This window comes from Nocardia sp. NPDC051750 (assembly GCF_044453135.1).
GTDB lineage: Bacteria > Actinomycetota > Actinomycetes > Mycobacteriales > Mycobacteriaceae > Nocardia.
This window is the reverse complement of the sequence record NZ_JBITCK010000002.1, coordinates 1,244,750-1,269,552: the sequence shown is the minus strand read 5'-3', so window position 1 is coordinate 1,269,552 and position 24,803 is coordinate 1,244,750. Positions and strand designations below refer to the sequence as shown.

The following is a 24,803-nucleotide window of genomic DNA, read 5'->3' as shown; positions in this document are numbered from 1 at the left end:
CCCGGAACCGGGTTCCGGGCGCGGCGTCGCTACTACGGCGGGGTGATCAGCGCACGGTGTGCACGATCAGGACATCGGATTTCGACTTCCGCGCCACATCGGAGGGCACGGATCCCAGCAGGCGGCCGGCCAGGGTGTTCAGGCCGCGGTTGCCGACCACGAGCAGATCGGCCTGGGTCTCCTTGATCAGATCCAGCAGGGATTCCACCGGCTCACCGACGATCGCCTTTTCGACGATCTCCTTGGCGCCCGCCGCCACGGCCCGGTCCCGCGCGGTGCGCAGGATCTCGTTGGTCGGCGCCGAACCACGAACCTGGTAGGCCTCGTCCTTGAGCATATCGCTCGCGGCGGCGACATCACGGTCGTCGGTCGGGTAGTAGGCGCAGGCCACGATCAGTGTCGAGCCCGCGGCTCCGGCCAGCGAGGCGGCCTTGTCCACGGCGACGTACGACGAGTCCGAGCCGTCGGTACCGACGACAATGGTCCGGTAGGCGGTCATTCTCTCCTCCAACTGTGCGGGGTATAAACGCGGCCGGCCGAACGCCCGAGGGAAAGTCCGGCAACGGCGCAGCGACTGCGTAGACCATAGCCGTAACCGAGGGCCGATCAACCGGATTCGTTCTACATCACAGTGCGTCGCGGCAACACCGGTGTTTCACAGTTTGCCACCGCGACCGGCGCCGTCCGCGCCTACCTGGCACTTCGTACCGGCCGCCCGGGCAAACCTGTGACGAGTCACAAGAAATACGAACACCGTTGGCGCGGTGGGATTTTCCTCACAGCTCGGCCGCACCGCATATCGGTGTTCGCGGCATTTCCACCGCCGGGCACAGTCAGAACAGCGGACCCGTAATTGTCAGTCCCAAATCATCGGAGCGCGCGAAAAAGCCGAACAGCATCACCAGGGCGCCCGCGAGGGCGAGGTCTTTATTGAACTGGATGGTCTCCGCCTGGGTGGCCTCGGGATCGGTTTCCTTCCAGAAACTGTGCATCATGATCATGGTGGGGACGATCATCACCAGCAGTAGCAGGGCACCCAGGTCCGCCCAGATCCCGAGCAGAATGCTGAGGCTGCCGAGCAGCATCAGCGCCCCCGAGGCCCGGACCGCCATCTCCGGCATGGGTACGCCCTTGGCCTGCGCATAACCGGCCATGGCTTTGGTCTGGGTGAAATGTCCCAGCGCCGAGCTCAGGAAAAGAATGACGAACATCACCCGGCCGATCAACACCACGACGTCCATGTCCAGCTCCTCGAGATCGATGGGGCACGAGCAGGGCCTGCGTGATCATGCTGCGGTCGATTATGAGGCAGGCAGCACCTTGGAGGTCACCTCATCGCGCGAGCGTAACGAATTCTTGGCATATTCCAGCGGCGCCATTCCGACTTCCGCGGTGAATTCGCGAGTGAAATGCGCCTGATCGAAATATCCGAGTTCGGCGGCGAGCGCCGCGAGGTCGGCGGTGCGGCCCCGGGCCAGCAGATCGGCGCCGTCCTGGAGCCGATACCGGCGCAGCACCCATTTCGGGCCGGCACCGATATAGCGGCGGAACAATCGCTGCACTGTCCGCACCGGAACCCCGAACCGCTCGGCGACCTGGTCGACCCGGGTGAGTTCCGGGTCGCCGGCCATTGCGGCGGCGATCTCCAGCACCCGGCGGTAATTCGGATCGTCCGGAACGGGCCTCGTCCCCAGATAGTCCTCCACCACCCGGCGCCGGCCGGGATCGCCGGATTCGGCGAGTACCCGGTCGGCGAGATCGCCGATATCGGGCAGCACCTCGGCGGCGGGCACCGCCCGGTCCTTGAACGCGCCGACATCGAACCCGGTGAACGCGCCGAAGCCGCCGGGCCGGAACCGGACCCCGAAGGTCTCGCCCGCACCGGCTAGTTCCCGCACGTATTTCGTCGTGCACACGCCGTTGACGAAACTCCCACGCCGGTCCCCGTCCTGCTCGAAGGTGAGGTGCATGCACGGATACGGCAGCACCTCGGCGAAATAGGGGGCCCGGCCCCGCATATCCCAGCGCACCGACCAGTACCACTCGACATGGGTGGCCACCGCCGGGCCGGCCGGTAGGCGATTCAGCGTCCGATAGCGCTCCTGCTCATGCGGATGCAGGATCGCCTTGCGGTCGGCAGCCAGGGGTACCCGCGCCGGAGTACCCGGATCTGTCACGACAGCACCCGGCGGCTGTGGGAAGCCCGCGCGGGAGAGCGCCGAGCAGGCCGCGGCGCCGAGGCCCGCGGCTTCCGCGCCCCGTGACCCGGCGGCTTCCGCGCGCCGGGAGGCTGTCGCTTTCTTACAAGACCCCGGCCGCGCGTCCGAGCAGACTCGGCGTTATGAGCGAAACCGTGAACCCCATCCCCGAGGGCTACCACTCGATCACCTGTTTCATCGCAGTGAGCGACGGCAACGCCGCGATCGATTTCTATTGCGCGGTCCTCGATGCCGAGGTGCTCTCCCGCAACGATATGCCCGATGGACAGCCTGCCCACGCCGAACTGAAGATAGGAGACTCCACGATCCAGATGGGCCAACCGGTCCCGGACCAGAACGTCCTGGCGCCGAACGGTGAATGGGTGCACACATCCCTCGTCCACTACTGCCCCGACGTCGACGCGGTCATCGCGCGGGCCCGCGACCACGGTGCCGCGGTGGCCGAGGATCCGGCCACCTTCGTCACCGGTGACCGTTACGCGGCCTTCAAGGACCCCTTCGGCCACCGCTGGGTCGTCATGACCCGCGTCGAGGACGTGTCGCGCGAGGAAGCCGAACGCCGGGTCGACGAATGGCTGGCCACCCAGAGCTGACCACCGCGCACCGGACCCGGTCACTGCAGGCCGGCCGCGTCCATACCGCGCAACTCCTTCTTCAGGTCGGCGATTTCGTCGCGGAGCCGGCCCGCGAGTTCGAACTGCAGCTCGCGGGCCGCGTTCATCATCTGATCGGTGAGCTCGGCGACCAGATCGGCGAGTTCGGCACGCGGCATGGATTTGATATCGCGACCCTCGACGATCCCCGCGCTCACCGCGCGGCCCGGTTCGCCCTGCGCCCGCCGGCCGCGGCTGGCGTTGCGGCCGGATCCGCCCACCGCGACCTCGTCGTCGGCCTCGGAATAGACCTGATCGAGAATATCGGCGATCTTCTTGCGCAGGGGCTGCGGGTCGATCCCCATCTCCGCGTTGTAGGCGAGTTGTTTGGCCCGGCGGCGTTCGGTTTCATCGATGGCGTCACGCATCGAATCGGTGATCTTGTCCGCGTACATGTGCACCTCGCCCGACACATTGCGGGCGGCGCGGCCGATGGTCTGGATCAGGCTCTTGGTGCTGCGCAGGAACCCTTCCTTATCGGCGTCCAGGATGGCGACCAGCGATACCTCCGGCAGGTCCAGCCCCTCGCGCAGCAGGTTGATACCCACCAGCACGTCGTACTCGCCGAGCCGCAGCTGCCGCAGCAGCTCCACCCGCCGGAGGGTGTCGATCTCGGAGTGCAGGTAGCGCACGCGCAGCCCCAGGCCGAGGAGGTAGTCGGTCAGGTCCTCCGACATCTTCTTGGTGAGTGTGGTGACCAGGACCCGTTCGTCGCGTTCGACCCGCAGCCGCACCTCGTGCACCAGATCGTCGATCTGGCCCTTGGTCGGTTTGACCACCACCTGCGGGTCGACCAGACCGGTGGGGCGGATCACCTGCTCCACCACCTCGCCGCCGACACGGCCGAGTTCGTAGTCGCCGGGGGTCGCCGACAGATACACCGCCTGCCCGATCCGCTCGGCGAACTCCTCCCAGGTGAGCGGGCGGTTGTCCACCGCCGACGGCAGCCGGAAACCGTATTCGACGAGGTTGCGCTTCCGCGACATATCCCCCTCGTACATACCGCCGATCTGCGGCACCGTCACATGCGATTCGTCGATGACCAGCAGGAAATCGTCCGGGAAATAATCCAGCAAAGTGGCCGGTGCCGAACCCGCCGGCCGCCCGTCGATATGGCGTGAATAGTTCTCGATACCCGAGCAGAAGCCGACCTGCCGGATCATCTCCAGGTCGTATTGGGTGCGCATCCGCAGCCGCTGCGCTTCCAGGAGTTTGCCCTTGCCCTCCAGTTCGGCCAGACGTTCCTCGAGTTCGGCCTCGATATCGGTGACCGCGCGCGCCATCCGGTCCGGACCGGCCACATAGTGGGTGGCCGGGAAGATCCGCACCATATCGACCTTGCGCACCACATCCCCGGTGAGCGGGTGCAGATAATAGAGTTCCTCGATCTCGTCGCCGAAGAATTCGATGCGCACGGCCAATTCCTCATACGAGGGAATGATCTCGACGGTATCGCCGCGCACCCGGAACGAGCCGCGGGTGAAGGACATATCGTTGCGCGTGTACTGGACATCCACCAGCATCCGCAGAAACGCGTCCCGGTCGACCTCCGCGCCCACCTCGAGCAGTACCGAACGGTCCAGATAGGACTGCGGGGTGCCCAGACCGTAGATACAGGACACCGACGCGACCACCACCACATCCCGGCGCGACAGCAGCGCGGAGGTGGCCGAATGGCGCAGCCGCTCCACATCGTCGTTGATCGAGCTGTCCTTCTCGATGTAGGTATCGGTCTGCGCGATATACGCCTCGGGCTGGTAGTAGTCGTAGTAGGAGACGAAGTACTCCACCGCATTGTGCGGCAGCATCTCCCGCAGCTCGTTGGCCAGCTGGGCCGCCAGCGTTTTGTTCGGGGCCATCACCAGTGTGGGGCGCTGCAGCCGTTCGATGAGCCAGGCGGTCGTCGCGGATTTACCCGTACCGGTGGCGCCGAGCAGCACCACATCGGGTTCGCCCGCCGTGATCCGGCGTTCCAGTTCCTCGATGGCGGCCGGCTGATCACCGGCCGGTTGATAGGGGCTGACGACCTCGAACCGCCCGCCGGTGCGCTCGATCTCCCCGACCGGGCGGAACTCCGATTTCGCCAGCGGAGTCTCCCCGTCGGCCTCGGTCCCGGAGACGCCGGCCGCACGGAGTTCGGTTGCGAATGCCATACCCCAAGACTAGGCGCCGTCACCGACAGATTTCCGCCCTCCGCTGATGCCGCCGCAGTGCACCGCGCGCACATACCGCCGGTCTACGGCGGGGCCCGTGCTGCGGTAGCTTCAGCAGCTGTGACAGAGGCAATGAGCGTGGAGGTCCACCGGCCCAAGGTGGAGTACTTCGATATCGCGGAACTGACCAATACCGACCCGAAGGGTTTCATCCGCGAGGTCGAGCGCTACCACCTCGAACCCTGGGGGCTGTACATGGCCCGCACCGCCGACCACCCGCAGTTCCACTACATGGAATCCTGGCTGTTGCCCGCACTCGCCATCCGAGCGACGGTCTTCCATTTCCATCCCGCCCATATGCGCGACCAGGACTATTACATCGATATCGGCGAATTCGGCGAGGTCGGGCCGAAACGCTGGCGTTCGATCGACCACTACCTCGACCTGGTCGTCCGGACCGGACGCGAAACCCAGCTGCTGGATGTCGACGAACTGCTCGCCGCCCACGCGACCGGCCTGCTCGACGCGGCCGCCGCCGAGCAGGCAGTGGCGACCGCCACCCGCGCCATCGACGGAATCGCCGCCCACGGCCACGATTTCCAAGCCTGGACCGCTTCCCTGGGTATGCCGCTCACCTGGCTGTGAGCCCCGGCGGCCGAAATCCACCACCCCGGCCGGGCCGCCGGTACCTGTGGCTCGGTGGACCCCGCACGCCACTACCGCACCGGCAGCGCCGTTCGGATCGCTCGAACCGGATGGGCCGTGCTGGTCGCCGCCGATGCGGCCGGGAACCTTACTCCGGTGCAGACGCTACCTACTCCGGGTTCTCGGCTCGCCAGGCGCGAACCCGCGGAGACACCGAGTCGAACCAGGGCTCCTGCACCGCATGGTAGGCAGCGCTCGCCTCGTCACGATCGAGCCCGGAGGCTGCGGCCGCTGCCTTCTGCTCCACCTCGGTGTATTCCGCCCGGGCCGCCGGCTCGGCGCGCAACCAGTCCCGGAAGGCCAGGGCGAACTTCTGACCGGGATCACCGGCGGCCCGGACGTGGATATATGCCGGGCGACCAGGGTCGGCGCTACCGTGTACGCGCAGAGTCCGATGGTGCGGAGCCGCGGCGTCCCCGAAAACCGGCTCCGGATCATCGTGGGTACGGCCCGGGACAGCGGGGAATCCGGCGGCCGCCACAGCCTCCCGGATACCGTCGGCCGCAGCCATGTCCGGCACGGTGACCTGCAGGTCGAGAACGTCGTTCGCGGCCAGGCCGGGCACGGCGGTGGCACCGATATGATCGATTCGCACTGCGGCCGCGTCGGCGGCCACCTGTAGCCGCGCGATCAGCCGCCGCGCCTGCGCCGGCCATTCCGGGTTCGGTTCCACGATCCGCGGCGCCGGCCGCACCGCCGCGCCGGACCGCATATTCGCCTCGAACGGAACCAGCCGCTCGTCCCACAGCCGATCCACCGTCGCTTCGACCGCACCGGCGGGGCCGCTGTTGTCCAGCAGCACATCCGCGGCCGCGTACCGCTGCTCATCGGTCGCCTGCGCGGCGATCCGGGCACGCGCGTCGTCCTCGGGGACGCCGCGGTACTCGACGAGCCGCCGGATCCGGGTCTCGGCAGCGACATCCACCACCAGCACCAGATTCACGAAGGGCGCCATATGGTTTTCCACCAGCAGCGGGACATCCTGCACCACGATGGCGTCCGGCGCCGCGGCCGCCAGCAATTCGGCGGTGCGCTGCCCCACCAGCGGATGGGTGATCGAGTTCAGGGTCGTGCGTGATTCGTCGTCGCGAAATGCTCTGGCCGCCAGAGCCGGACGGTCCAGACTGCCGTCGGCGGCCAGGATATCCGCGCCGAATGCCTCGACCAGAGCAACGAGTCCGGGAGTACCCGCGGCGACTACCTCCCGGGCGATGACATCGGAGTCGATGAGCATCGCGCCCCGCGCGACGAGTGCCCGCGCGACCGTCGATTTGCCCGCGCCCATACCTCCGGTGAGGCCGATTCGCAACATTCGCTCAGTCTCGCATCCGCGGGCACCGAACCGGTGACGAGGTTGACGCCGCCCTACCCTCTCGACACGCCCAGTCGGGGGAGAACGACACAAATGTCCTGATTACGCCACCTCCTGGGTTACTGTTCGGCCTGAGTGCAGGCCCCGATTTCACCGCATCTGTCACGGATAGCAAAGGAACGAGCATGCGCATCTGGCACTACCGCACAGGCCGGCATCGGCTGGGATCGGCGGGTCGTGTGCACTGTCTCGCGATTCCGGCCGTCGCGGCATTCCTGGCGAAGTATCGCCGCTCCTGGTTCAGTACCTATACGGCCGCGCCCCGGCACAGTCTCGCCGCTCATCGCCCACGTCCGTCGATTGCCTGGCCGCGCTGGGTCCCGGTCCCGGCCGGTTAGTTCGCGACGGACAACGGTGGCCCGGTCTCCGGACCGGGCCACTGTTGTTTTCGCACCCGCCGCACATCCACCGGTTCACCGTCGGCTACTGACACGAAAGACCCCGGTCCACCGGACCGGGGTCTTTCGTTCTGCTATTCCGCTACCGGAACGCCTCAGGCGTTACCGGAGAGCTTCTCCCGCAGGGCCGCGAGCTGGGCATCGCTGGCCAGCGAACCGCCACCCGACTCGGCCGGGCTCGACGCCGCCTGCTGGCCGCTCTCGGAGGAGTAGTTCGACGCGCCGGTGCCATTGACGGCCTCGGCCGCGGCGTCGGCCGCCATCTTCTCCATCTGCGCGGTGTGCATCTTGTGCCGGCGCTCCGCCTCGGCGTAGCGGCCTTCCCACTCTTCCCGCTGCTTGTCGAAGCCCTCGAGCCATTCGTTGGTCTCGGGATCGAAGCCCTCGGGGAAGATGTAGTTGCCCTGCTCGTCGTAGCTGTCGGCCATGCCGTACTTCGACGGATCGAACTCGGCGCTGTAGTCCTCGTTGGCCTGCTTGAGGCTCAGCGAGATCCGGCGACGCTCCAGGTCGATATCGATGACCTTGACCATCGCGTCGTCGCCCACGACCACAACCTGGTCCGGGACCTCGACGTGGCGCTCGGCCAGCTCGGAGATGTGCACCAGGCCCTCGATGCCCTCTTCGACGCGAACGAACGCACCGAACGGAACGAGCTTGGTGACCTTGCCCGGCACGATCTGGCCGATGGCGTGGGTGCGGGCGAACTGCCGCCACGGATCTTCCTGGGTGGCCTTGAGCGACAGCGAAACGCGCTCGCGGTCCAGGTCGACGTCGAGAACCTCGACGGTGACCTCGGTGCCCACCTCGACCACCTCGGACGGGTGATCGATGTGCTTCCAGGAGAGCTCGGAGACGTGCACCAGGCCATCGACACCGCCGAGATCGACGAAGGCGCCGAAGTTGACGATGGAGGAGACCACACCCTTGCGGACCTGGCCCTTCTGCAGCTGGTGCAGGAATTCGCTGCGCACCTCGGACTGGGTCTGCTCCAGCCAGGCGCGACGCGACAGAACCACGTTGTTGCGGTTCTTGTCGAGCTCGATGATCTTGGCCTCGATCTCCTTGCCGACGTACGGCTGCAGATCGCGGACGCGGCGCATCTCGACCAGCGACGCGGGCAGGAAGCCGCGCAGACCGATATCGAGGATCAGACCGCCCTTGACGACCTCGATCACGGTGCCGCGAACGGCCTCGTCCTTCTCCTTGAGCTCCTCGATCGTGCCCCAGGCGCGCTCGTACTGAGCCCGCTTCTTGGACAGGATCAGGCGACCCTCTTTGTCCTCCTTGGTGAGAACAAGGGCCTCCACCTCATCGCCCACGGAAACGACCTCGTTCGGGTCGACATCGTGCTTGATGGAGAGCTCGCGAGACGGGATGACGCCTTCGGTTTTGTAACCGATGTCGAGCAGGACCTCGTCGCGGTCGACTTTGACGATGGTTCCTTCGACGATATCGCCGTCGTTGAAGTACTTGATCGTGGCGTCGATGGCGGCGAGGAAATCCTCGGCGGAGCCGATGTCGTTGACGGCTACCTGCGGCGAGGTGACGGTGGTGGGCATGTGGCGGTTTGCTCCGGACGGATTGTGATCGGTTGCGGACATTGAGACTTTCGGTACGCTGCGATACACCCAGCGGCTCCGGGTGTGATCACTTGCGGGTTCAGCGTACGCGACCCGTATCCAGCCGGGCAAACGACCCCCCGCTGCGGAACTATAGGCTTCGCGTCGTGTCCGACGACCTCGTTCAAGATCGCCACGCTCAGGCCACCGCACGGCTGGGAACCACGGGTGCCGCACGCTCACGGGTCGATTCGGCAGAGAGTGAACGTGCGAGCCGGCGCTGGTGGGATGCCGACGCCGGCCAGTACCACGATACGCACGGAGAGTTCCTGGGTACGGCAAGCCCCGGGGGTGAGTTCGTCTGGTGTCCGGAGGGCCTGCACGAAGGCGATATGCGGCTGCTCGGGGAGATCAGCGGGAAGCGGATCCTGGAGCTCGGCTGCGGTTCGGCACCGTGTGCGCGATGGCTGGCCGGGCAGGGCGCGCATCCGGTCGGGCTGGATATATCGATGGGAATGTTGTCGCGGGGGCTTGCCGCGATGGACCGGGGCGGGCCCCGGGTCCCGCTGGTGCAGGCGGGTGCCGAGGCCCTGCCCTTCGCGAACGAATCCTTCGATCTGGCCTGCTCGGCGTTCGGGGCGGTCCCGTTCGTCGCCGATTCCGCGCGGGTCATGCGCGAGATCGCCCGGGTCCTGCGCCCCGGCGGCCGCTGGGTCTTTGCGGTGAACCACCCGATGCGCTGGATCTTCCGCGACGATCCCGGCCCGGACGGCCTCGAAGCCGTGTTCCCCTACTTCGACCGCACCCCGTACACCGAATTCGATGCCGACGGCCGCTGCACCTACGTGGAACACCACCGCACGATCGGTGACCGCGTCCGGGAACTGGTGGCAGCCGGATTGGTACTCGACGACATCATCGAACCCGACTGGCCGGAATGGCTCGACCGCGAATGGGGCCAGTGGAGCCCGCTACGCGGACAGATATTCCCCGGAACCGCGATCTTCATCAGCCACAAACCCGCGTCCGCCACCGGTTAGATCATCGGCAAGAGAACGCCCTCCGTGCCCGCCGTGATCGCGGGCCCGGAGGGCGGGAACCATTCAGGAGTCGTCGCCGCGGGAGGGTCGCAGAGGACGCCCGGCCTGCTCGAGAGCGCGCCGGAGGGCGAACTCGATCTGCGCGTTCACGCTGCGCAGATCGTCGGCTGCCCATTTCGCCATCGCGTCGTACACCGCCGGGTCGAGCCGGAGCAGGACCTTCTTGCGTTCCGGCATCAGCTGTACAGCGATCCCGTGTTCACCACCGGCTGGACCGGCCGGTCACCGCACAGCACCACGAGCAGGTTCGACACCATGGTCGCCTTGCGATCCTCGTCCAGTTCGACCATCCCCTCGGCGGTGAGCCGGTCCAGTGCCATCCCGACCATGCCGACCGCACCCTCCACGATCCGCGCCCGGGCGGCGACCACCTGGTTGGCCTGCTGGCGGACCAGCATCGCCTGGGCGATCTCCGGCGCGTAGGCGAGGTGGGTGATCCGGGCCTCGATGACCTCGATCCCCGCGGTTTCGGTACGTTCCCGCAGTTCCACCGTGAGTTCCGAGGCGACCTCGGCGCCGTCGCGCAGGCTGGTCCGGTCGTCGTCGTGGGCGTCGTAGGGATGGGTGGTGGCCAGGTGCCGCACCGCTGCCTCGGACTGGGTCTCCACGTACTCCTCGTAGTCGTCGACGGCGAAGGCCGCCTTGAAGCTGTCGACCACCTTGTAGACGACCACCGCCGCGATCTCCACCGGGTTTCCGTCGGCGTCGTTGACCTTCAGCTTCTGCGTTTCGAAGTTGCGAACCCGCAGCGAGATACTGCGCCGGTCGGTCAGCGGCAGCACGGAGAAGAATCCCGGATCGCTCACCGATCCGATGTAGCGGCCGAAGAACTGGACGACCTTGGCCTCGTTCGGGTTCACCACGACCAGCCCGGTGATCCCGAGCAGCAGCAGCACTCCGACGACACAGGCGACGATGGCCCCGGCCAGCGCGGCGACGTTCTGGTTCTGCCCGAAAACGACGAAGCCCGCTACCGCCACGGCCGCCACGGCGATCGTGAGAACCAGCCAGATCAGCAAGACGAGAAACCCGTTGACCCGTGCGGCGTCCCGAAACTTCATGACATCCTCCCTCTATCAAAGTGATATCACTAAGCTAGCACCCGGCGGCGGCACCGACAAGACCGCCGCCGCCACGAGGCAGATAGCCGGTCCGCGGGCCGCGGTGCCACACTCAGCGGGCCGGCACAATCCGGGGTGCGCGCTCCTGCAACGATGACCGAATGGGCGAGACAGGATCGGGACAGCGGCTACGCCTGGGTCTCGTCGACGGGGACGGGATCGGGCCGGAGGTAGTGGGTTCGGCGCGGCGGGTGGTGGACGAAGCCCTGTCGGCCGCCGGCTGCCGGGCCGCGGAGTGGGTCGCGCTGCCGATGGGTCGCCGGGCGATCGACGAATTCGGCACCGCGCTACCGGAATCCACCCTCGACGGCATGGCCGAGACCGACGGCTGGATCCTCGGCCCGCACGACAACGCCGCCTATCCCCCGCAGCACCGCAGCGCACCCGGCGGTGCCGTCCGCCGCCATTTCGGGCTGCACGCCAATATCCGTCCGGTGCAGGCGATTCCGGGAATCCGGTCGGTGGCACCCGATATCGACCTGGTGATCGTGCGGGAGAACAGCGAAGGCTTCTACGCCGACCGGAACATGGCCGTCGGCTCCGGGGAATTCTGCCCCACCCCGGATATCGCGCTATCGGTCGGTCTGGTGACCCGTGCCGCGTGCGAGCGGATCGCCCATGAGGCCTTCCGGCTGGCCGCGACCCGGCGCCGGCAGGTGACGATCGTGCACAAGGCGAATGTCCTGCCGCTCACCATGGGACTGTTCCGGGATGCCTGCTATCAGGTGGCGCGTGAATACCCCGATATCAGGGTCGACGACGAACACGTCGACGCGACCGCCGCGCATCTGGTGCGCGCACCGGGCGATTTCGATGTCCTGGTCACCGAGAACCTGTTCGGCGATATCCTGTCCGACCTGGCCGCCCAGCTCGGCGGCTCACTGGGCACCGCGGCATCGTTGAACTGTTCTGCCACACGGGCCATGGCGCAGGCGGTACACGGTGCCGCGCCCGACCTGGCAGGCCGGAACCGCGCGAACCCGGTCGCCCTGCACCGCTCCGCGGCCATGCTGCTGCGCTGGCTGGCGGGCCGGCGCGCCGATCCGGGCCTGGCGCAGGCGGCGGACCGGATCGACCGGGCGGTGGCCGCGACCTTTGCCGCCGGTATAGCCACAGCCGATCTGGGCGGGCTGGCATCGACGAGCGAATTCACCGAACAGGTCACCGCACGGGTCCACAAGTGGTGACGGGTGACCACCGCTACAGCAACCGGGCGAGAAACTCTTTCGTCCGGTCGTGCCGCGGGGCGGCCAGCACTTCCGCGGGTGGTCCCGCTTCGACGACCACGCCCTGGTCCATGAAAACCAGCTGGTCGGCGACCTCGCGAGCGAAGCCCATTTCGTGCGTGACGACGACCATCGTCATCCCCGAATCGGCCAGCTCCCGCATCACGGTGAGAACTTCGCCGACCAGTTCGGGGTCCAGAGCCGAGGTGGGTTCGTCGAACAGCATCAGTTTCGGGTCCATGGCCAGCGCCCGGGCTATGGCGACCCGCTGCTGCTGGCCACCGGACAGCTGCGCCGGATAGGCATTCGCCTTGTCCGCCAGCCCGACTCGGTCCAGCAGTTCGGTGGCGCGTTCCCGGGCGGCCGCCTTGCGCAACTTCTTCACCTGCGTGGGCGCTTCGACGATATTGCCGAGCACGGTGCGATGCGGGAACAGATTGAAATGCTGGAAGACCATCCCGATATCCCGGCGCTGCCGGGCCGCTTCCCGGGGATGCAGTTCGTACAACCGGCCTTTGCGCTCCTGATAGCCCACCAGCTCCCCGTCGATGTACAGGCGGCCGGCGTCGACCTGTTCCAGGTGGTTGATACAGCGCAGGAATGTGGATTTACCCGACCCCGAAGGCCCGATCAGACAGAGCACCTGCCCACGACGGACCTCGAGCGAGATCCCGTTGAGCACGCGCAGCGCACCGAAATTCTTGTGCACCCGGTCGGCGCGGACCATCGGCTCCGGACTCGTCGCGCTCATTTCGCCTGTGCCTCTCCCTGCGCGTCGGCCAGTTCCTGCAGCTGTTTCGCGGTCAGCTGCCGGGAGATACCCCGCGAATAGTATTTCTCCAGGTAGTACTGGCCCACCATCAGGATGCTGGTGATCGCCAGATACCAGGTCGCGGTGACCAGCAGCAGCGGGATCGGCAGGAAGTTCACGCCGTAGATATCGCGGGCACGGCCGAACAGATCGGTACTGAGCGGGATCGCGGTAACCAGCGCGGTCGTCTTCAGCATGCTGATCAGCTCGTTACCGGTCGGCGGGATGATCACCCGCATGGCCTGCGGCAGCACGGTCCGGCGCATGGTCTGCGACCAGGACATCCCGAGCGCGATCGAGGCCTCCCGCTGCCCCTCGCCCACCGAGTTGATCCCGGCCCGGACGATCTCGGCCATATACGCGGCCTCGTTGAGCCCCAGCCCGATCACCGCGAACGCGAACGCCGCCTGCAGGCTCTGCACATCGACCTCGAGCAGGCGGGGTCCGAACGGAACACCCAGCGCCACATGCTGATACAGCGACGGCACCAGACCCCAGAACACGAGCTGCACATATACCGGGGTGCCCCGGAAGATCCACAGGTAGACCCAGGCGGTGGCCCGCAGGACCGGGTTCGGGGACAACCGCATCACCGCGAGCGCCGTGCCCAGCACGACGGCGATCACCATCGCGAGAACCGTCAGTTCCAGGGTGACCACCGCACCGGACGCGATCCGCGTATCCCGCAGATACTGCCAGTACACGTCCCAGCGGTAGGCGGGGTTGGTGGCCGCGCCGTAGACGAACAACCCGGCCAGCGCCAGGATCACGATCGCGGCGGCCCACCGGCCCGGCCGCCGCAACGGGACAGCCCTGATCGGTTCCGGTTCCGTCTCCTCACGTACCGCGCCCGGCCCACCACTCATCGAAGCTTCCTCTGATCGTGTTCATGCGGCCGGCGGAGGCCGCAGCCGAGGCTGAGGTATCGCATCACGAAAGCTTCCTCGGATCGAAGTCACACGGTCGGCGAAGGCCGCAGCGAAGGCAGAGACACCGAATCATGAAAGCTCCCTCGGATCGAATTCCTGCGGTCGGCGGAGGCCGTAGCGAAAGCGGAGGTATCGCAGTACCGCATCATGGCAGCTCCCTCGGGTCGTATTCATTCGGTCCGCGGAGGACGCAGCCGAGACGGAGGTATCGCATCCTGGGGTCAACTCCTCGCGCCGTTGATCACGGAGGTGCCCAGCGCACCCTCCTGCACACCCCAGTTCTCGGTGATCTGCCGGTACTGCCCGCTGTCCATCAGGTACTGCACCGCGTCCCGCAGTAGCGGCCCGAGCGGCGAACCTTTCGCGACCGCCCATCCGTAAGGCGCCGCGTCGAACACCGGTCCCGCCGGTTCGATCTTGCCGTCGGTCTGTTTGATGGCGTACGCGGTGACCGGCGAATCCGCCGACATGGCGTCGACCTGCCCGAGAACCAGCGCGTTCGTCACCGCACTCTGCTCGTCGAAGGCGTCGATGATGATCGGATCCTTGCCGGCGGCGATACATGCCTCACTCTTGGCCGGCACCTCGTCGATATGTTCCACCGTCGTCGCCTGCACCGCGACACGCGCACCACAGGCGTTCTCGGGATCGATATCGTCGCCGGTCCGCTGCGCCCACTGCACCCCGGCGGTGAAGTAGGTGACGAAATCGACCTGCTCTTCCCGCTCGGGGGTGTCGGTGATCGACGACATGCCGAGGTCGTAGGTACCGGCCTGGACCGCGGGAATGATCTTCTCGAACGCCGACTCGGTGTACCGGGCGCGTATCCCCAGGACGGCGGTCACGGCGTCCATCAGATCGATATCGAACCCGACGATCTCACCGTGCCGATCGCGGTACTCGTTCGGCTGGTACGGCACATTCACGCCGACCACGACCTCCCCCGCCGCCGCGATCCCGGGTGGCAGGCGCGCCGCGAGCTCCGGCACGGTCTGCACCGCCACCTTGGGTGGTACCGGCCCGGTGTCCTCGATATTGGTCACGCACCCCGCCGTCAGCAGCACACCGGCCAGCCCGCACAGTATCCGCCGCATCCGGGCACCGGATCGATAAGCCACCCTCACCACCTGCCGTCGCGAAGAATCGTGGGCCCACGGCCACTAGTGGACGTTGTCAGCACACTAGGCGAACCGGGCGGCCGACACGGCCGTAGTAACCCAGAATTGATCCCGGCGCGGCGCGCACCGCGACCATTCCGCCGCTGACACGGCCGCCGACCGGCTAGCGTCTGCAGATCATGGTGCAGTCGGTGGAATTACTGCTCGACGAGGTAACCGAGCAGCGAATCCGGCGACAGTGGGAACTGCTCGCCGAAGCGGGCCTGCCCGGGCTCGGGCGCACCGCCCGGGCCGGTGACACCGAAAGCCACCGGCCCCACATCACGGTGGCGGTGGCCCGGCAGATCTGGCCGCGGATCGAAACAGAGCTCGGCAATCTGCCGTTCCGGCCGTTCCCGATCCGGCTCGGCGGGGTACTGGTATTCGGGGCGCGCCGGCCGATTCTGGTGCGCGCGGTGGTGCCGTCCGACCAGCTGCTGGCGTGGCACCGGCGGGTATATCAGGTGGTGGCGCCGTGCCCGGATGTCCCGGCGAATCTGCACCCGAATCACTGGACCCCGCATATCACCCTGGCCCGGCGGGTACTGCCGCAGCGGATCGGCGAGGCGGTGACGGCCGTCGCAGCGGACAAGGACATGACCGCGACCGTGGTCGGGCTGCGCCGCTGGGACGGCGACCAGCGCCGCGCCTGGCCGATCGCGGAACAGGCCTGACCGCGGGCACCCACGTCACCGCGACGACACCACCCCCGGCCCGGTTGCGCCCACCTGCGGCGCCGAGCCGCGCCACTGGAGCACCCGGGCGCAACTATGGTGGGGTCCGGTGGCGTACGACACCGCCGTGGAACAACCGCGGCCGGGGCCGGCGTTGCAGCCTGTATACCGACCACGAGAGGACGTCATGGCCACCCAGACACTGACGCAGCAGAATTTCGATGACATAGTCACCAGCAACGATGTGGTACTGGTCGATTTCTGGGCTTCCTGGTGCGGACCGTGCCGCAGTTTCGCCCCGACCTATGAGGCGTCGTCGGACAAGCATCCCGATGTCGTGCACGGCAAGGTCGACACCGAGGCCGAACAGGGCCTGGCGGCGGCAGCCAATATCCAGTCCATCCCGACCATCATGGCCTTCCGCGAGGGCGTCCTGGTCTTCGCGCAGCCGGGTGCGCTGCCGCCCGCGGCGCTCGAAGATCTGGTGTCTCAGGTCAAGGAGCTCGATATGGACGAGGTTCGTAAGCAACTCGCCGAGCAACAAGCGGCCAACGGCGAAGTCGCCGAATAGAATCGGCGAACGACGGCGGGCTCTACACTTTCCGGGGATGGTGTAGAGCCCGCCGTTGTTTCATTCCGTTCGCCCGGCGTTCGGTTCCCGGTTTTCGAATGCCGGTGGTCCGGATTGCCGGGGGTTCGCCCTGCTCAGTGCAGCGCGACCAGCCGGTTCACGTTGGCGATCATCGCGCGCACCGACGATTCCGCGCCGTCCGCCGCGAGCGCCACCCCCCAGCCGCGCCGGCCGTCGAATTCGCATTGCACGAAGGTGGCGGTACCGGCGGCGGTCCGGCGCTGATGGAACCGCAGGATCTCGACCGGATAGCCGGCCTCGTAGAGTGCCGAGGTCATCGCGGCGATGGGGCTGCCGGCGGCCACCACCGAACGCGACCATCCGGCGAATTCGAGGGTGGCGGTGAACGCACCACCACGGTTGCCGGTGGACGACCAGCCCGCGAGGCGGATCGGCCCCGCGCATTCGCCGTAGCGGTCGTGGAATTGGGCCGCGGTCAGCTCGGCGCATTCGGAGCGCAGGCTACGGGGCGCGGCAATGGTCAGGGCGTCGTTTTCCAGAGTCAGTGTGGTCATGAGCACGTAGGTCTTCCCAGAGAAGGTTGGCAGGTTGGGGGACCAGCAAAATCGAAGAAAATGGGGCCCGCAGCGAGGGGGCCGGTCCGAATCAGACCCCGCTACGGCGGGTTACTACTACGGCAAGGACCCGCCGGGCCGCCTTCGCGGTGCGCGCAAGAAGCGCCGCGCCCTCGCGGTCCGCGAGAATCGGCGCGGCACGTAGGCCGTCGGCGGGGATCTGCACGGGATCGAGGATAAAGACTCATCCGGCGGATAGCAACCATATCCGCGGCGCGGTTCGACCTACCCCGCAGTAGTGTTTCCGCTGGTCACCGGCCCGTAACCCGGAATTCGCCGGAGCCGACGGTGACGAACCAGACTCCAGCGACCCCGCCGGCCGGGTATCGGCGCCGCGGCGGGGTCGTGGACCTGCGAACAGGCGAGTCAGTGCGCGGCGGCGTCCCAGCTGCGCCCGACGCCGACCGAAACACTCAGCGGCACCGACAGTTCGATCGCCGAGGACATCTTGTCCCGAGCCAGCTCCCGCAGTTGCTCCTGCTCCCCCGGCGCCACTTCGAAGACGAGTTCGTCGTGGATCTGCAGCAGCATCCGCGACCGCAGGCCCGTATCGCGCAGCGCGTGCTGCACGTTGATCATGGCAACCTTGATGATATCGGCGGCCGTTCCCTGGATGGGCGCGTTGAGGGCCATCCGTTCGGCGGATTCGCGGCGCTGGCGGTTGCTGTGGTCCAGATCCGGGAGGTAGCGGCGGCGCCCGAACAGGGTCTGGGTGTAGCCGACCTTGCGGGCCTGTTCCACGACGGCGTGCAGATAGTCGCGGATACCGCCGAACCGGGCGAAGTAGATATCCATCTGCTCCTTCGCCTCCTGGGTGCTGATCTTCAGCTGGGCGGACAGGCCGTAGGAGCTGAGACCGTAGGCCAGGCCGTAGGACATGGCCTTGATCCGCCGGCGCAGTTCCGGAGAGACCTCGGAGATCGGGATGTCGAACGCCTTGGACGCGACGAATGTGTGCAGATCCTCGCCGGAGTTGAAGGCCTCGATCAGGCCGGCGTCGCCGGACAGATGTGCCATGATCCGCATTTCGATCTGGCTGTAGTCGGCGGTCATCAGCGATTCGTACCCGTCGCCGACCACGAAGGTGTCCCGGATCATCCGGCCGGTGTCGGTGCGGATGGGGATGTTCTGCAGATTGGGTTCGGTGGACGACAGCCGGCCGGTGGCGGCGATCGTCTGGTTGAAGGTGGTGTGGATCCGGCCGTCGTCGGCGACGGATTTCAGCAGGCCGTCGACGGTGACCTTGAGGCGGGTGGCATCGCGGTGCGCCAGCAGATGCTGCAGGAAAGGATGTTCGGTCTTCTCGTAGAGCGATTCCAGTGCGTCCGCGTCGGTGGTGTACCCCGTTTTGGTGCGTTTGGTCTTGGGCATATCGAGCTCGTCGAACAGGACGACCTGCAACTGTTTGGGCGAACCGAGATTGATCTGTTTGCCGATCACCCCGTACGCCGCGTTGGCGGCATCGGCGACCTTATCGGCGAATTGCCGCTGCAACGCGGTGAGCTGGTCCATATCGACGGCGATTCCGGCGTCTTCGAGATCGGCGAGCACCGCGAGCAGCGGCAATTCCATCTCGTCCAGCAGCGGCGTGGATTCGATCTTCGCCAGCTCTTCGTCCAGGGCGTCGGCCAGATCGGCCACGGCGCGGGCGCGCAGCATCTCGTGCTGCGCGAGTTCGGTGTCGACCGCGTCCTCCGCGTCCAGCAGCGACAGTTGGGGCTCCGCCTCGGTTTCGGTGCGCAGTTCCCGGTGCAGGTAGCGCAGCGACAGATCGTCGAGATTGAAACTGCGCTGTCCGGGCCGGACCAGATAGGCCGCGAGGGCGGTATCGCTGGTGAGGCCGGCGAGACTCCAGCCGCGGCCGCGCAACGCGTGCAGGGCGCTCTTGGCCTCGTGCAGGGCCTTGGCAGGGGCGGGATCGGCCAGCCACGCCGCGAGCGCCGCGTCGTCTTCGGCGGTGAGGCCGGTGACATCGATATAGCCGGATTCGCCGTCCGCGGCGGCGATCGCCAGGGCACGCACATCCCCGGCGGCCGGCACACCACTACCGGACAGGGAAATACCGTGCCGGGCACCGGCTTTCGCATGCTCGGCGAGCCAGTCCGCGACGCTGCCGGGTTCCAGCGCCTGACCACTGATCTCGAAACCCGATTCGGCCTCGATGGTGGGCGGCGCGAGGGTTTCGAACAACCGGTCGCGCAGGACCCGGAATTCCAGATCGTCGAACAACTGGTGGATCCGCTCCCGGTTCCAGGCGCCCTGGGCCAGCTGGTCGGGGGTGTAGGGCAGCGGGACGTCGCGGACCATCTCGGTGAGCTGCCGGTTGAGCACCACACTGCTGAGGTTGGCGCGCAGCGCGTCGCCGACCTTGCCGCGGACCTCGTCCACCTTGTCCACGAGGGTGTTCAGATCCCCGTATTCGCGGATCCATTTGGCGGCGGTCTTCTCCCCCACACCCGGGATGCCCGGCAGGTTATCGCTCGGATCCCCGCGCAACGCGGCGTAATCCGGGTACTGGGTGGGGCTCAGACCGTACTTCTTGTCGACCTCCTCGGGTGTGAACCGCGTGAGATCCGAGACACCCTTGCGCGGGTACAGGACGGTGACGTTCTCGTTGACCAGCTGAATGGCGTCGCGATCACCGGTCACGATCAGCACCCGGTATCCCTGCGGTACGGCCTGCGTGGTGATGGTGGCGATGAGGTCGTCGGCCTCGTACCCCTCGATCGCCATCACCGGGATACCGAGCGCGCCCAGTACCTCTTTGGTGAGTTCGACCTGCCCGCGGAATTCGTCCGGGGTCTTCGACCGGTTCGCCTTGTACTCGGGGAACGCGTCCACCCGGAAGGTCTGCCGGGAGACATCGAAGGCCGCCGCGATATGCGTGGGTTTCTCATCGCGCAGCAGGTTGATGAGCATGGCGGTGAACCCGTACACCGCGTTGGTGGTCTGGCCGGTGACCGTCTGGAAGTTCTCCGCCGGCAGCGCGTAGAAGGCCCGATAGGCCAGCGAGTGCCCGTCCAGTAGCAGCAGCGTGGGCCGGGTTTCCGGCGAACCGGAGGCGTCGGCGGGGGCGGGGGCGGTCGGCTGCGCGGTGGTCGGTGGGGTCACACCCCGAGAGTCTAGGGACTGCCCCCGACATCCCGGGCCCCAGGGAGTTCCCGGCCGGTCAGCCGACACCGAGGTACGCGGCCTGCACCGCCGGATCGTCCAGCAGCTCCGGCCCGCGGCCGGTCTTGACGATCTCCCCGGTTTCCATGATGTAGCCGCGATGACTACGCGCCAGCGCCTGCCGGGCGTTCTGCTCCACCAGCAGCACCGTGGTACCGGTCCGGTTGATCTGGGCGATGATCCGGAAGATCTGCTGGATCACCATCGGCGCCAGCCCCATGGACGGCTCGTCGAGCAGCAGCAGCCGCGGCCGGGCCATGAGCGACCGGCCGATCGCCAGCATCTGCTGTTCGCCGCCCGAGAGGGTGCCGCCGACCTGCCGGCGCCGCTCGAGCAGCCGCGGGAACAGCTCGAACACCTGCTCCAGCGCGGTGTTGTACTCCGGTTTGTGCCGGTAGGGCCGCGCATAGCAGCCCATATCGAGGTTCTCCTGCACTGTCATCCCGGGGAACACACCCCGCCCCTCGGGTGCCTGGATCAGCCCGGCGGCAACCCGATCGTGGGCCTTCATCCGAGTGATATCGCGGCCTTCGAACAGAATCCGCCCGCGGGTCAGCGGCAGCAGACCCGACAGCGCGCGCATGGTGGTGGTCTTACCGGCACCGTTCGCGCCGAGCAGGGTGACCAGCTCACCGTCGGTCACCTGCAGTGAAATACCGTGCAGCGCTTGGATTCTGCCGTAATTGACGACGATATCGTCGACCTCGAGCAGAGTGTCCGCCCCGTGGACGAACCCGGGCACCGTCATCGCTGTCCTTCCGATGGGTAGTTCGGGTAGCCACGCGGGCCGGGACCGGGACCGGGCATATCCCGTGCCTCCAGTTCGTCGTCGGGTACACCGAGGTACGCCGCGATCACGGCCGGATCCTGGCGGATATCCGCGGGCAGACCGTCCGCGATCTTGCGCCCGAACTCGAGCACCACGATGCGATCGGTCACGCCCATCACCAGTCGCATATCGTGCTCGATCAGCAGCACCGTGAACCCGTCGTCGCGAATCTTGCGGATCAGATCCATCAGCGCGGATTTCTCGCTGGGATTGAACCCGGCGGCCGGTTCGTCCAGGCACAGCAGTTTCGGTTCGGTGGCCAGGGCGCGCGCGATCTCCAGCCGGCGCTGATCGCCATAGGACAGATTGCGGGCCTTTTCCACCGCGCGGGGCGCGATCCCGACGAATTCCAGCAGCGCCATCCCGCGTTCGACGGCATCGCGTTCCTCGCGGCGGTGCCGCGGGGTGCGCAGTATCGCGCCCGGGATCGAGGTCCGGTGCCGGGCGTCGGTACCCACCACCACATTCTCCAGAGCGGTCATTTCCCCGAACAACCGCACATTCTGGAAAGTGCGCGCGATGCCGAGCCGGGTGATGGTATTCCGTTTGATCTTGGTCAGCGGTTGGCCGTCGAAGACGACAGTGCCCCCGCTCGGCCGGTAGACGCCGGTGATGGCGTTGAAACAGGTGGTCTTGCCCGCGCCGTTGGGTCCGATGAGGCCCAGGATCTCGCCGCGCCGGATATCGAAACTCACCGCGTCCAGGGCGGTGAGCCCACCGAATTTCACGGTGAGATCCTCGGTGCGGAGCAGTGACTCGCCCACCGCGGTCCGGATCTCCCGGTGCGGGGCAACGGTTTCGGCGACCACGGTGGCATCACCGAGTGCCGGATCGATGGCGGTGACATCCACCGGACCGGCCGGCTGGTCCATGACGGGCAGCTTCTCGGTGGCGAATTCGGCATTCATATCGTCGTTGTTGAACATCGCACCACCGGCGTGCGGCCCGGTCATCGGTTCACCTCCACGGCCCCGGCCGGCCGTACCGCCCGGATGATCTGCCGCCCGTAGGCCAGTAGTTTCTGCCGGACCGGGAACAACCCTTGCGGTCGCAGGATCATCATCACCACCAGCGCAATGCCGAAATACAGATATTTCAGGTCACCCAGGGACTGGGCGCCGCCGGGATAGAACAGCAGAATGCTGCTCAGCAGCAGCACGGCGTAGACCGCGGCGATCACCGTCACGGTCAGATACGCCCACCGGATCCAGGTCGCGGCCGCCTTACGCGCCCACAACCGCCAGCCGGCCAGCAGCGCGGCAACAACCACGGCGATCACCGCCAGCCGCACATAGCCGGTGGCCTCATCGGTCACCAGCTGCACCGACATCAGCCGGTTGGGCAGATATACCACCAGGAACGCGCCCACGATCACGCCGAGCTTGTTGCCCTGGCCGCCGATCACCACCGCGCACAGGAACAGCATCGAGTTGATGATGTTGAAGCCGGTCGGGTTGATGAACTGGACCTGCCCGGCGAACAGGGCGCCGGACAGTCCGCCGATCCCGGCGCCGATCATGAACGCCCACAGTTTGAATGTGAACGTCGGCACGCCCATGATCTCGGCGGCGTCCTCGTCCTCCCGGATCGCCACCCACGCCCGGCCGACCCGGCTGCGCTCCAGATTGCCGACCAGCAGCAGGACCGCGATCACGGCCAGCATGCCCACCCAGTACCACCAGGTGCCGGAGTTGGCCCGTTCCAGGAGGTTCGAACTGTCGGAGCCGACATTGCCGGCGGAGAACACCCCGCCCGGACTCGTCTCCGATTCACCCACTCGTGGATACGCGATACCCGACAACCCCAGGCTGCCGTTGGTCAGATCGCCCAGGTTATCGGCGAGCAGGCGCACGATCTCACCGAAGCCGAGGGTGACGATCGCCAGATAGTCACCGCGCAACCGCAGCGTCGGCGATCCCAGGATCAAACCCGAGACCGCGGTGACCATAATGGCCAGCGGCACACAGGCCAGCCAGGCCCAATCCGAGTCCAGCCAGCCGCCGTCGGTCTGGTTCCACGGGCTGTTCGGGCTGGTCAGCAAGCCGACCGTATAGGCACCGACAGCGTAGAAGCCGACGTAGCCGAGGTCGAGCAGCCCGGCCTGGCCCACCACCACGTTCAACCCGATCGCGATGAGCGCGTACATGGCGAACTGCGCCATGACGCCACCGAAACTGGTAGCGGGAGTGTCCAGCAGCGGCGGCGGGAACAGCGGCAACAGCGCAAGCAGCAGGATCGCGGGAACGCCGACCGCCCACTGCGCGGGCCGGCTCAGCCCGTTCCACCAGGCGCGCAACGTATCGCCCAGCCCCCGCGCCGGCGGAGACGCGGCGGGCGGGCGTTTCTCCGGAGTCTTCGTCGAGACAGTCATACGCGGGCCTTCCCGAGACTTTCGCCGAGAATGCCGGTCGGCCGGAAGAACAGCACCGCGACGAGTACCACGAACGCCACCACATCGCGCCATTCGGTGCCCAGCAGTATCTGCCCGTAGTTCTCCACCAGTCCGAGCAACAGTCCGCCCAGCAGTGCGCCGCGCAGATTACCGATCCCGCCGAGCACCGCGGCGGCAAAGGCCTTGATACCGAGCACGAATCCGCCGGAATAGATGATGCCGTTGGGGATCTTCAACGCGTACAGCATGGCCGCCGCGCCCGCGAGCAGGCCGCCGATGAGGAAGGTCAGCATGATCACGCGTTCGCGCGAGACACCCATGAGGGTCGCGGTATCGGGGTCCTGGGCGACCGCGCGGATACCGCGCCCGAACTTGGTCCGGTTGATCAGCAGTTCGGCCAGCAGCGCCAGCACCACCGCCGACACCACGATCACCAGGGTCACATTGGTGACATCGGCGCCGCCGAAACTGAACTGCACCGTGGGTTCCACCAGGATGATCGGCTGCTGGGCATTGGTACCGCCCAGATCCGGCCACACCTTGGGCAGCACGAAATGCACGAATTCCTGGAGTACGAACGACATTCCGATGGCCGTGATGAGGAAGACCAGCGGTTTGGCGCCGCGCCGCCGTAGCGGTCGATAGGCCACCCGTTCCAGCCCCACCGCCGTGGCACCGGAGACCGCCATCCCGAAAACCATCGCCAGCGCCAGATAGGTGACCGTCAGGATCACGCCCTGGCTGTAGATATCACCACTGGGCGTGAAGCCCAGCAGCATCAGCCCCACGTATTGGCCGAACATGCCGACCATGAATACCTCGGAGTGGGCGAAGTTGATCAGCCGCAGAACGCCGTACACCAGCGTGTAGCCCACTGCGACCAAGGCGTAGATCGCGCCGTAGGACAAACCGTCCACGGTCAGCCGCCAGAACTGATCGATCACGCCTTCGTAGTTGAAATCGATCGAACTATCGGCCAGATAGGCCATATCGATCGAACCCGTCGCCGGTAGCACCGCACCGGCCGGCCAGAGTGCTGTCATCGAACCCTCATCGTCATCAAGTCGGTCCCCTCATGCGCGAGCGAGCGGCACGCACGCCGTTCTTTCGCCGGCTTGCGTGCCG

Annotated in this window: 25 protein-coding genes; 7 read left to right on the top strand and 18 right to left on the bottom strand. The window is 66.9% G+C overall.

Annotated elements, in window-relative coordinates; all coding sequences use genetic code 11:
- Window positions 1-46: 46 nt before the first annotated feature.
- The 3 genes from ACIA75_RS13325 to ACIA75_RS13315 all read right to left on the bottom strand — a co-directional run bounded on the left by ACIA75_RS13325 (window position 47) and on the right by ACIA75_RS13315 (window position 2,177).
- Window positions 47-499, bottom strand: coding sequence for a universal stress protein (locus tag ACIA75_RS13325; protein WP_397103287.1), 453 nt, complete (start codon window positions 497-499; stop codon window positions 47-49).
- A gap of 334 nt (window positions 500-833) precedes the next feature.
- Entirely contained in the window at window positions 834-1,241 is a 408-nt protein-coding gene (locus tag ACIA75_RS13320; RefSeq protein ID WP_397103285.1) for a DoxX family protein, read from the bottom strand.
- A gap of 60 nt (window positions 1,242-1,301) precedes the next feature.
- Window positions 1,302-2,177, bottom strand: a complete 876-nt coding sequence (locus ACIA75_RS13315) for a DUF6597 domain-containing transcriptional factor (protein ID WP_397103283.1) — start codon at window positions 2,175-2,177, stop codon at window positions 1,302-1,304.
- A 164-nt stretch (window positions 2,178-2,341) separates the two neighbouring features.
- On the opposite strand from ACIA75_RS13315, the gene ACIA75_RS13310 reads away from it, so the two are divergent.
- A complete protein-coding gene (locus tag ACIA75_RS13310) occupies window positions 2,342-2,812 on the top strand; it encodes a VOC family protein (RefSeq protein ID WP_397103281.1) in 471 nt (156 codons plus the stop codon).
- Between the two features lie 20 nt (window positions 2,813-2,832).
- On the opposite strand, the gene uvrB is transcribed toward ACIA75_RS13310, so the two are convergent.
- A complete protein-coding gene (gene uvrB / locus ACIA75_RS13305; protein ID WP_397103279.1) occupies window positions 2,833-5,025 on the bottom strand; it encodes an excinuclease ABC subunit UvrB in 2,193 nt (730 codons plus the stop codon).
- Window positions 5,026-5,157: 132 nt separating this feature from the next.
- Here uvrB and ACIA75_RS13300 point away from each other — a divergent pair, with 132 nt between their 5' ends.
- Window positions 5,158-5,670: a DUF402 domain-containing protein gene (locus ACIA75_RS13300; protein WP_397103508.1), complete on the top strand. Its 513-nt coding sequence runs from the start codon at window positions 5,158-5,160 to the stop codon at window positions 5,668-5,670.
- A gap of 169 nt (window positions 5,671-5,839) precedes the next feature.
- Here ACIA75_RS13300 and coaE read toward each other — a convergent pair whose 3' ends face one another.
- A complete protein-coding gene (coaE, locus tag ACIA75_RS13295; protein ID WP_397103277.1) occupies window positions 5,840-7,042 on the bottom strand; it encodes a dephospho-CoA kinase in 1,203 nt (400 codons plus the stop codon).
- Window positions 7,043-7,227: 185 nt separating this feature from the next.
- Here coaE and ACIA75_RS13290 point away from each other — a divergent pair, with 185 nt between their 5' ends.
- Complete coding sequence (locus tag ACIA75_RS13290; protein ID WP_397103275.1) at window positions 7,228-7,440, top strand: hypothetical protein; 213 nt, start codon at window positions 7,228-7,230, stop codon at window positions 7,438-7,440.
- A gap of 155 nt (window positions 7,441-7,595) precedes the next feature.
- Here ACIA75_RS13290 and rpsA read toward each other — a convergent pair whose 3' ends face one another.
- Window positions 7,596-9,062 (bottom strand): 30S ribosomal protein S1, encoded by a 1,467-nt coding sequence (rpsA, locus tag ACIA75_RS13285; RefSeq protein WP_397103506.1) that lies wholly within the window; start codon window positions 9,060-9,062, stop codon window positions 7,596-7,598.
- A 167-nt stretch (window positions 9,063-9,229) separates the two neighbouring features.
- Between rpsA and ACIA75_RS13280 the strand changes: the two genes are divergently transcribed.
- Window positions 9,230-10,102 (top strand): class I SAM-dependent methyltransferase, encoded by an 873-nt coding sequence (locus tag ACIA75_RS13280; protein WP_397103273.1) that lies wholly within the window; start codon window positions 9,230-9,232, stop codon window positions 10,100-10,102.
- A gap of 63 nt (window positions 10,103-10,165) precedes the next feature.
- On the opposite strand, the gene ACIA75_RS13275 is transcribed toward ACIA75_RS13280, so the two are convergent.
- Window positions 10,166-10,339: a hypothetical protein gene (locus ACIA75_RS13275; protein ID WP_397103271.1), complete on the bottom strand. Its 174-nt coding sequence runs from the start codon at window positions 10,337-10,339 to the stop codon at window positions 10,166-10,168.
- Entirely contained in the window at window positions 10,339-11,223 is an 885-nt protein-coding gene (locus ACIA75_RS13270) for an SPFH domain-containing protein (protein ID WP_397103269.1), read from the bottom strand. The genes ACIA75_RS13275 and ACIA75_RS13270 overlap by 1 nt, the downstream gene beginning before the upstream one ends.
- Before the next feature lie 161 nt (window positions 11,224-11,384).
- On the opposite strand from ACIA75_RS13270, the gene ACIA75_RS13265 reads away from it, so the two are divergent.
- On the top strand, window positions 11,385-12,470 hold the full coding sequence (locus ACIA75_RS13265) for an isocitrate/isopropylmalate dehydrogenase family protein (protein WP_397103267.1): 1,086 nt from the start codon (window positions 11,385-11,387) through the stop codon (window positions 12,468-12,470).
- 13 nt (window positions 12,471-12,483) lie between these two features.
- Here ACIA75_RS13265 and ACIA75_RS13260 read toward each other — a convergent pair whose 3' ends face one another.
- From ACIA75_RS13260 to ACIA75_RS13250, 3 genes are all read right to left on the bottom strand, one after another.
- On the bottom strand, window positions 12,484-13,260 hold the full coding sequence (locus tag ACIA75_RS13260; RefSeq protein ID WP_397103265.1) for an amino acid ABC transporter ATP-binding protein: 777 nt from the start codon (window positions 13,258-13,260) through the stop codon (window positions 12,484-12,486).
- A complete protein-coding gene (locus ACIA75_RS13255; RefSeq protein WP_397103263.1) occupies window positions 13,257-14,186 on the bottom strand; it encodes an amino acid ABC transporter permease in 930 nt (309 codons plus the stop codon). Before ACIA75_RS13255 ends, ACIA75_RS13260 begins: the two co-directional genes overlap by 4 nt.
- Window positions 14,187-14,470: 284 nt before the next feature.
- Window positions 14,471-15,343, bottom strand: a complete 873-nt coding sequence (locus ACIA75_RS13250) for an ABC transporter substrate-binding protein (protein WP_397103504.1) — start codon at window positions 15,341-15,343, stop codon at window positions 14,471-14,473.
- Window positions 15,344-15,546: 203 nt separating this feature from the next.
- On the opposite strand from ACIA75_RS13250, the gene ACIA75_RS13245 reads away from it, so the two are divergent.
- Both ACIA75_RS13245 and trxA read left to right on the top strand, forming a co-directional pair.
- Window positions 15,547-16,080, top strand: a complete 534-nt coding sequence (locus ACIA75_RS13245) for a 2'-5' RNA ligase family protein (protein ID WP_397103261.1) — start codon at window positions 15,547-15,549, stop codon at window positions 16,078-16,080.
- A gap of 187 nt (window positions 16,081-16,267) precedes the next feature.
- Window positions 16,268-16,651, top strand: a complete 384-nt coding sequence (gene trxA / locus ACIA75_RS13240) for a thioredoxin (protein WP_397103259.1) — start codon at window positions 16,268-16,270, stop codon at window positions 16,649-16,651.
- 134 nt (window positions 16,652-16,785) lie between these two features.
- On the opposite strand, the gene ACIA75_RS13235 is transcribed toward trxA, so the two are convergent.
- From ACIA75_RS13235 to ACIA75_RS13205, 7 genes are all read right to left on the bottom strand, one after another.
- Window positions 16,786-17,226 carry an alpha-isopropylmalate synthase regulatory domain-containing protein gene (locus ACIA75_RS13235; RefSeq protein WP_397103257.1) on the bottom strand — a complete coding sequence of 147 codons (441 nt, stop codon included), beginning with the start codon at window positions 17,224-17,226 and terminating at the stop codon, window positions 16,786-16,788.
- 91 nt (window positions 17,227-17,317) lie between these two features.
- Window positions 17,318-17,452 (bottom strand): hypothetical protein, encoded by a 135-nt coding sequence (locus ACIA75_RS13230; protein WP_397103255.1) that lies wholly within the window; start codon window positions 17,450-17,452, stop codon window positions 17,318-17,320.
- A gap of 200 nt (window positions 17,453-17,652) precedes the next feature.
- Window positions 17,653-20,397 (bottom strand): DNA polymerase I, encoded by a 2,745-nt coding sequence (polA, locus tag ACIA75_RS13225; protein ID WP_397103253.1) that lies wholly within the window; start codon window positions 20,395-20,397, stop codon window positions 17,653-17,655.
- A 58-nt stretch (window positions 20,398-20,455) separates the two neighbouring features.
- Window positions 20,456-21,205 (bottom strand): ABC transporter ATP-binding protein, encoded by a 750-nt coding sequence (locus ACIA75_RS13220; protein WP_397103252.1) that lies wholly within the window; start codon window positions 21,203-21,205, stop codon window positions 20,456-20,458.
- Window positions 21,202-22,239, bottom strand: a complete 1,038-nt coding sequence (locus tag ACIA75_RS13215; protein ID WP_397103250.1) for an ABC transporter ATP-binding protein — start codon at window positions 22,237-22,239, stop codon at window positions 21,202-21,204. Before ACIA75_RS13215 ends, ACIA75_RS13220 begins: the two co-directional genes overlap by 4 nt.
- Complete coding sequence (locus ACIA75_RS13210; protein WP_397103248.1) at window positions 22,236-23,657, bottom strand: branched-chain amino acid ABC transporter permease; 1,422 nt, start codon at window positions 23,655-23,657, stop codon at window positions 22,236-22,238. Before ACIA75_RS13210 ends, ACIA75_RS13215 begins: the two co-directional genes overlap by 4 nt.
- A complete protein-coding gene (locus ACIA75_RS13205; RefSeq protein WP_397103502.1) occupies window positions 23,654-24,667 on the bottom strand; it encodes a branched-chain amino acid ABC transporter permease in 1,014 nt (337 codons plus the stop codon). Before ACIA75_RS13205 ends, ACIA75_RS13210 begins: the two co-directional genes overlap by 4 nt.
- Window positions 24,668-24,803: the final 136 nt, after the last annotated feature.

What these genes read in the sequence shown, in the direction of transcription:
- ACIA75_RS13325 (WP_397103287.1), bottom strand. Translation starts at nt 499, where the DNA reads ATGACCGCCTACCGGACCATTGTCGTCGGTACCGACGGCTCGGACTCG.
- ACIA75_RS13320 (WP_397103285.1), bottom strand. Translation starts at nt 1,241, where the DNA reads ATGGACGTCGTGGTGTTGATCGGCCGGGTGATGTTCGTCATTCTTTTC.
- ACIA75_RS13310 (WP_397103281.1), top strand. Translation starts at nt 2,342, where the DNA reads ATGAGCGAAACCGTGAACCCCATCCCCGAGGGCTACCACTCGATCACC.
- uvrB (WP_397103279.1), bottom strand. Translation starts at nt 5,025, where the DNA reads ATGGCATTCGCAACCGAACTCCGTGCGGCCGGCGTCTCCGGGACCGAG.
- ACIA75_RS13300 (WP_397103508.1), top strand. Translation starts at nt 5,158, where the DNA reads ATGAGCGTGGAGGTCCACCGGCCCAAGGTGGAGTACTTCGATATCGCG.
- coaE (WP_397103277.1), bottom strand. Translation starts at nt 7,042, where the DNA reads ATGTTGCGAATCGGCCTCACCGGAGGTATGGGCGCGGGCAAATCGACG.
- ACIA75_RS13290 (WP_397103275.1), top strand. Translation starts at nt 7,228, where the DNA reads ATGCGCATCTGGCACTACCGCACAGGCCGGCATCGGCTGGGATCGGCG.
- rpsA (WP_397103506.1), bottom strand. Translation starts at nt 9,062, where the DNA reads ATGCCCACCACCGTCACCTCGCCGCAGGTAGCCGTCAACGACATCGGC.
- ACIA75_RS13275 (WP_397103271.1), bottom strand. Translation starts at nt 10,339, where the DNA reads ATGCCGGAACGCAAGAAGGTCCTGCTCCGGCTCGACCCGGCGGTGTAC.
- ACIA75_RS13270 (WP_397103269.1), bottom strand. Translation starts at nt 11,223, where the DNA reads ATGAAGTTTCGGGACGCCGCACGGGTCAACGGGTTTCTCGTCTTGCTG.
- ACIA75_RS13265 (WP_397103267.1), top strand. Translation starts at nt 11,385, where the DNA reads ATGGGCGAGACAGGATCGGGACAGCGGCTACGCCTGGGTCTCGTCGAC.
- ACIA75_RS13260 (WP_397103265.1), bottom strand. Translation starts at nt 13,260, where the DNA reads ATGAGCGCGACGAGTCCGGAGCCGATGGTCCGCGCCGACCGGGTGCAC.
- ACIA75_RS13255 (WP_397103263.1), bottom strand. Translation starts at nt 14,186, where the DNA reads ATGAGTGGTGGGCCGGGCGCGGTACGTGAGGAGACGGAACCGGAACCG.
- ACIA75_RS13250 (WP_397103504.1), bottom strand. Translation starts at nt 15,343, where the DNA reads ATGCGGCGGATACTGTGCGGGCTGGCCGGTGTGCTGCTGACGGCGGGG.
- ACIA75_RS13245 (WP_397103261.1), top strand. Translation starts at nt 15,547, where the DNA reads ATGGTGCAGTCGGTGGAATTACTGCTCGACGAGGTAACCGAGCAGCGA.
- trxA (WP_397103259.1), top strand. Translation starts at nt 16,268, where the DNA reads ATGGCCACCCAGACACTGACGCAGCAGAATTTCGATGACATAGTCACC.
- ACIA75_RS13235 (WP_397103257.1), bottom strand. Translation starts at nt 17,226, where the DNA reads ATGACCACACTGACTCTGGAAAACGACGCCCTGACCATTGCCGCGCCC.
- ACIA75_RS13220 (WP_397103252.1), bottom strand. Translation starts at nt 21,205, where the DNA reads ATGACGGTGCCCGGGTTCGTCCACGGGGCGGACACTCTGCTCGAGGTC.
- ACIA75_RS13215 (WP_397103250.1), bottom strand. Translation starts at nt 22,239, where the DNA reads ATGACCGGGCCGCACGCCGGTGGTGCGATGTTCAACAACGACGATATG.
- ACIA75_RS13210 (WP_397103248.1), bottom strand. Translation starts at nt 23,657, where the DNA reads ATGACTGTCTCGACGAAGACTCCGGAGAAACGCCCGCCCGCCGCGTCT.
- ACIA75_RS13205 (WP_397103502.1), bottom strand. Translation starts at nt 24,667, where the DNA reads ATGGCCTATCTGGCCGATAGTTCGATCGATTTCAACTACGAAGGCGTG.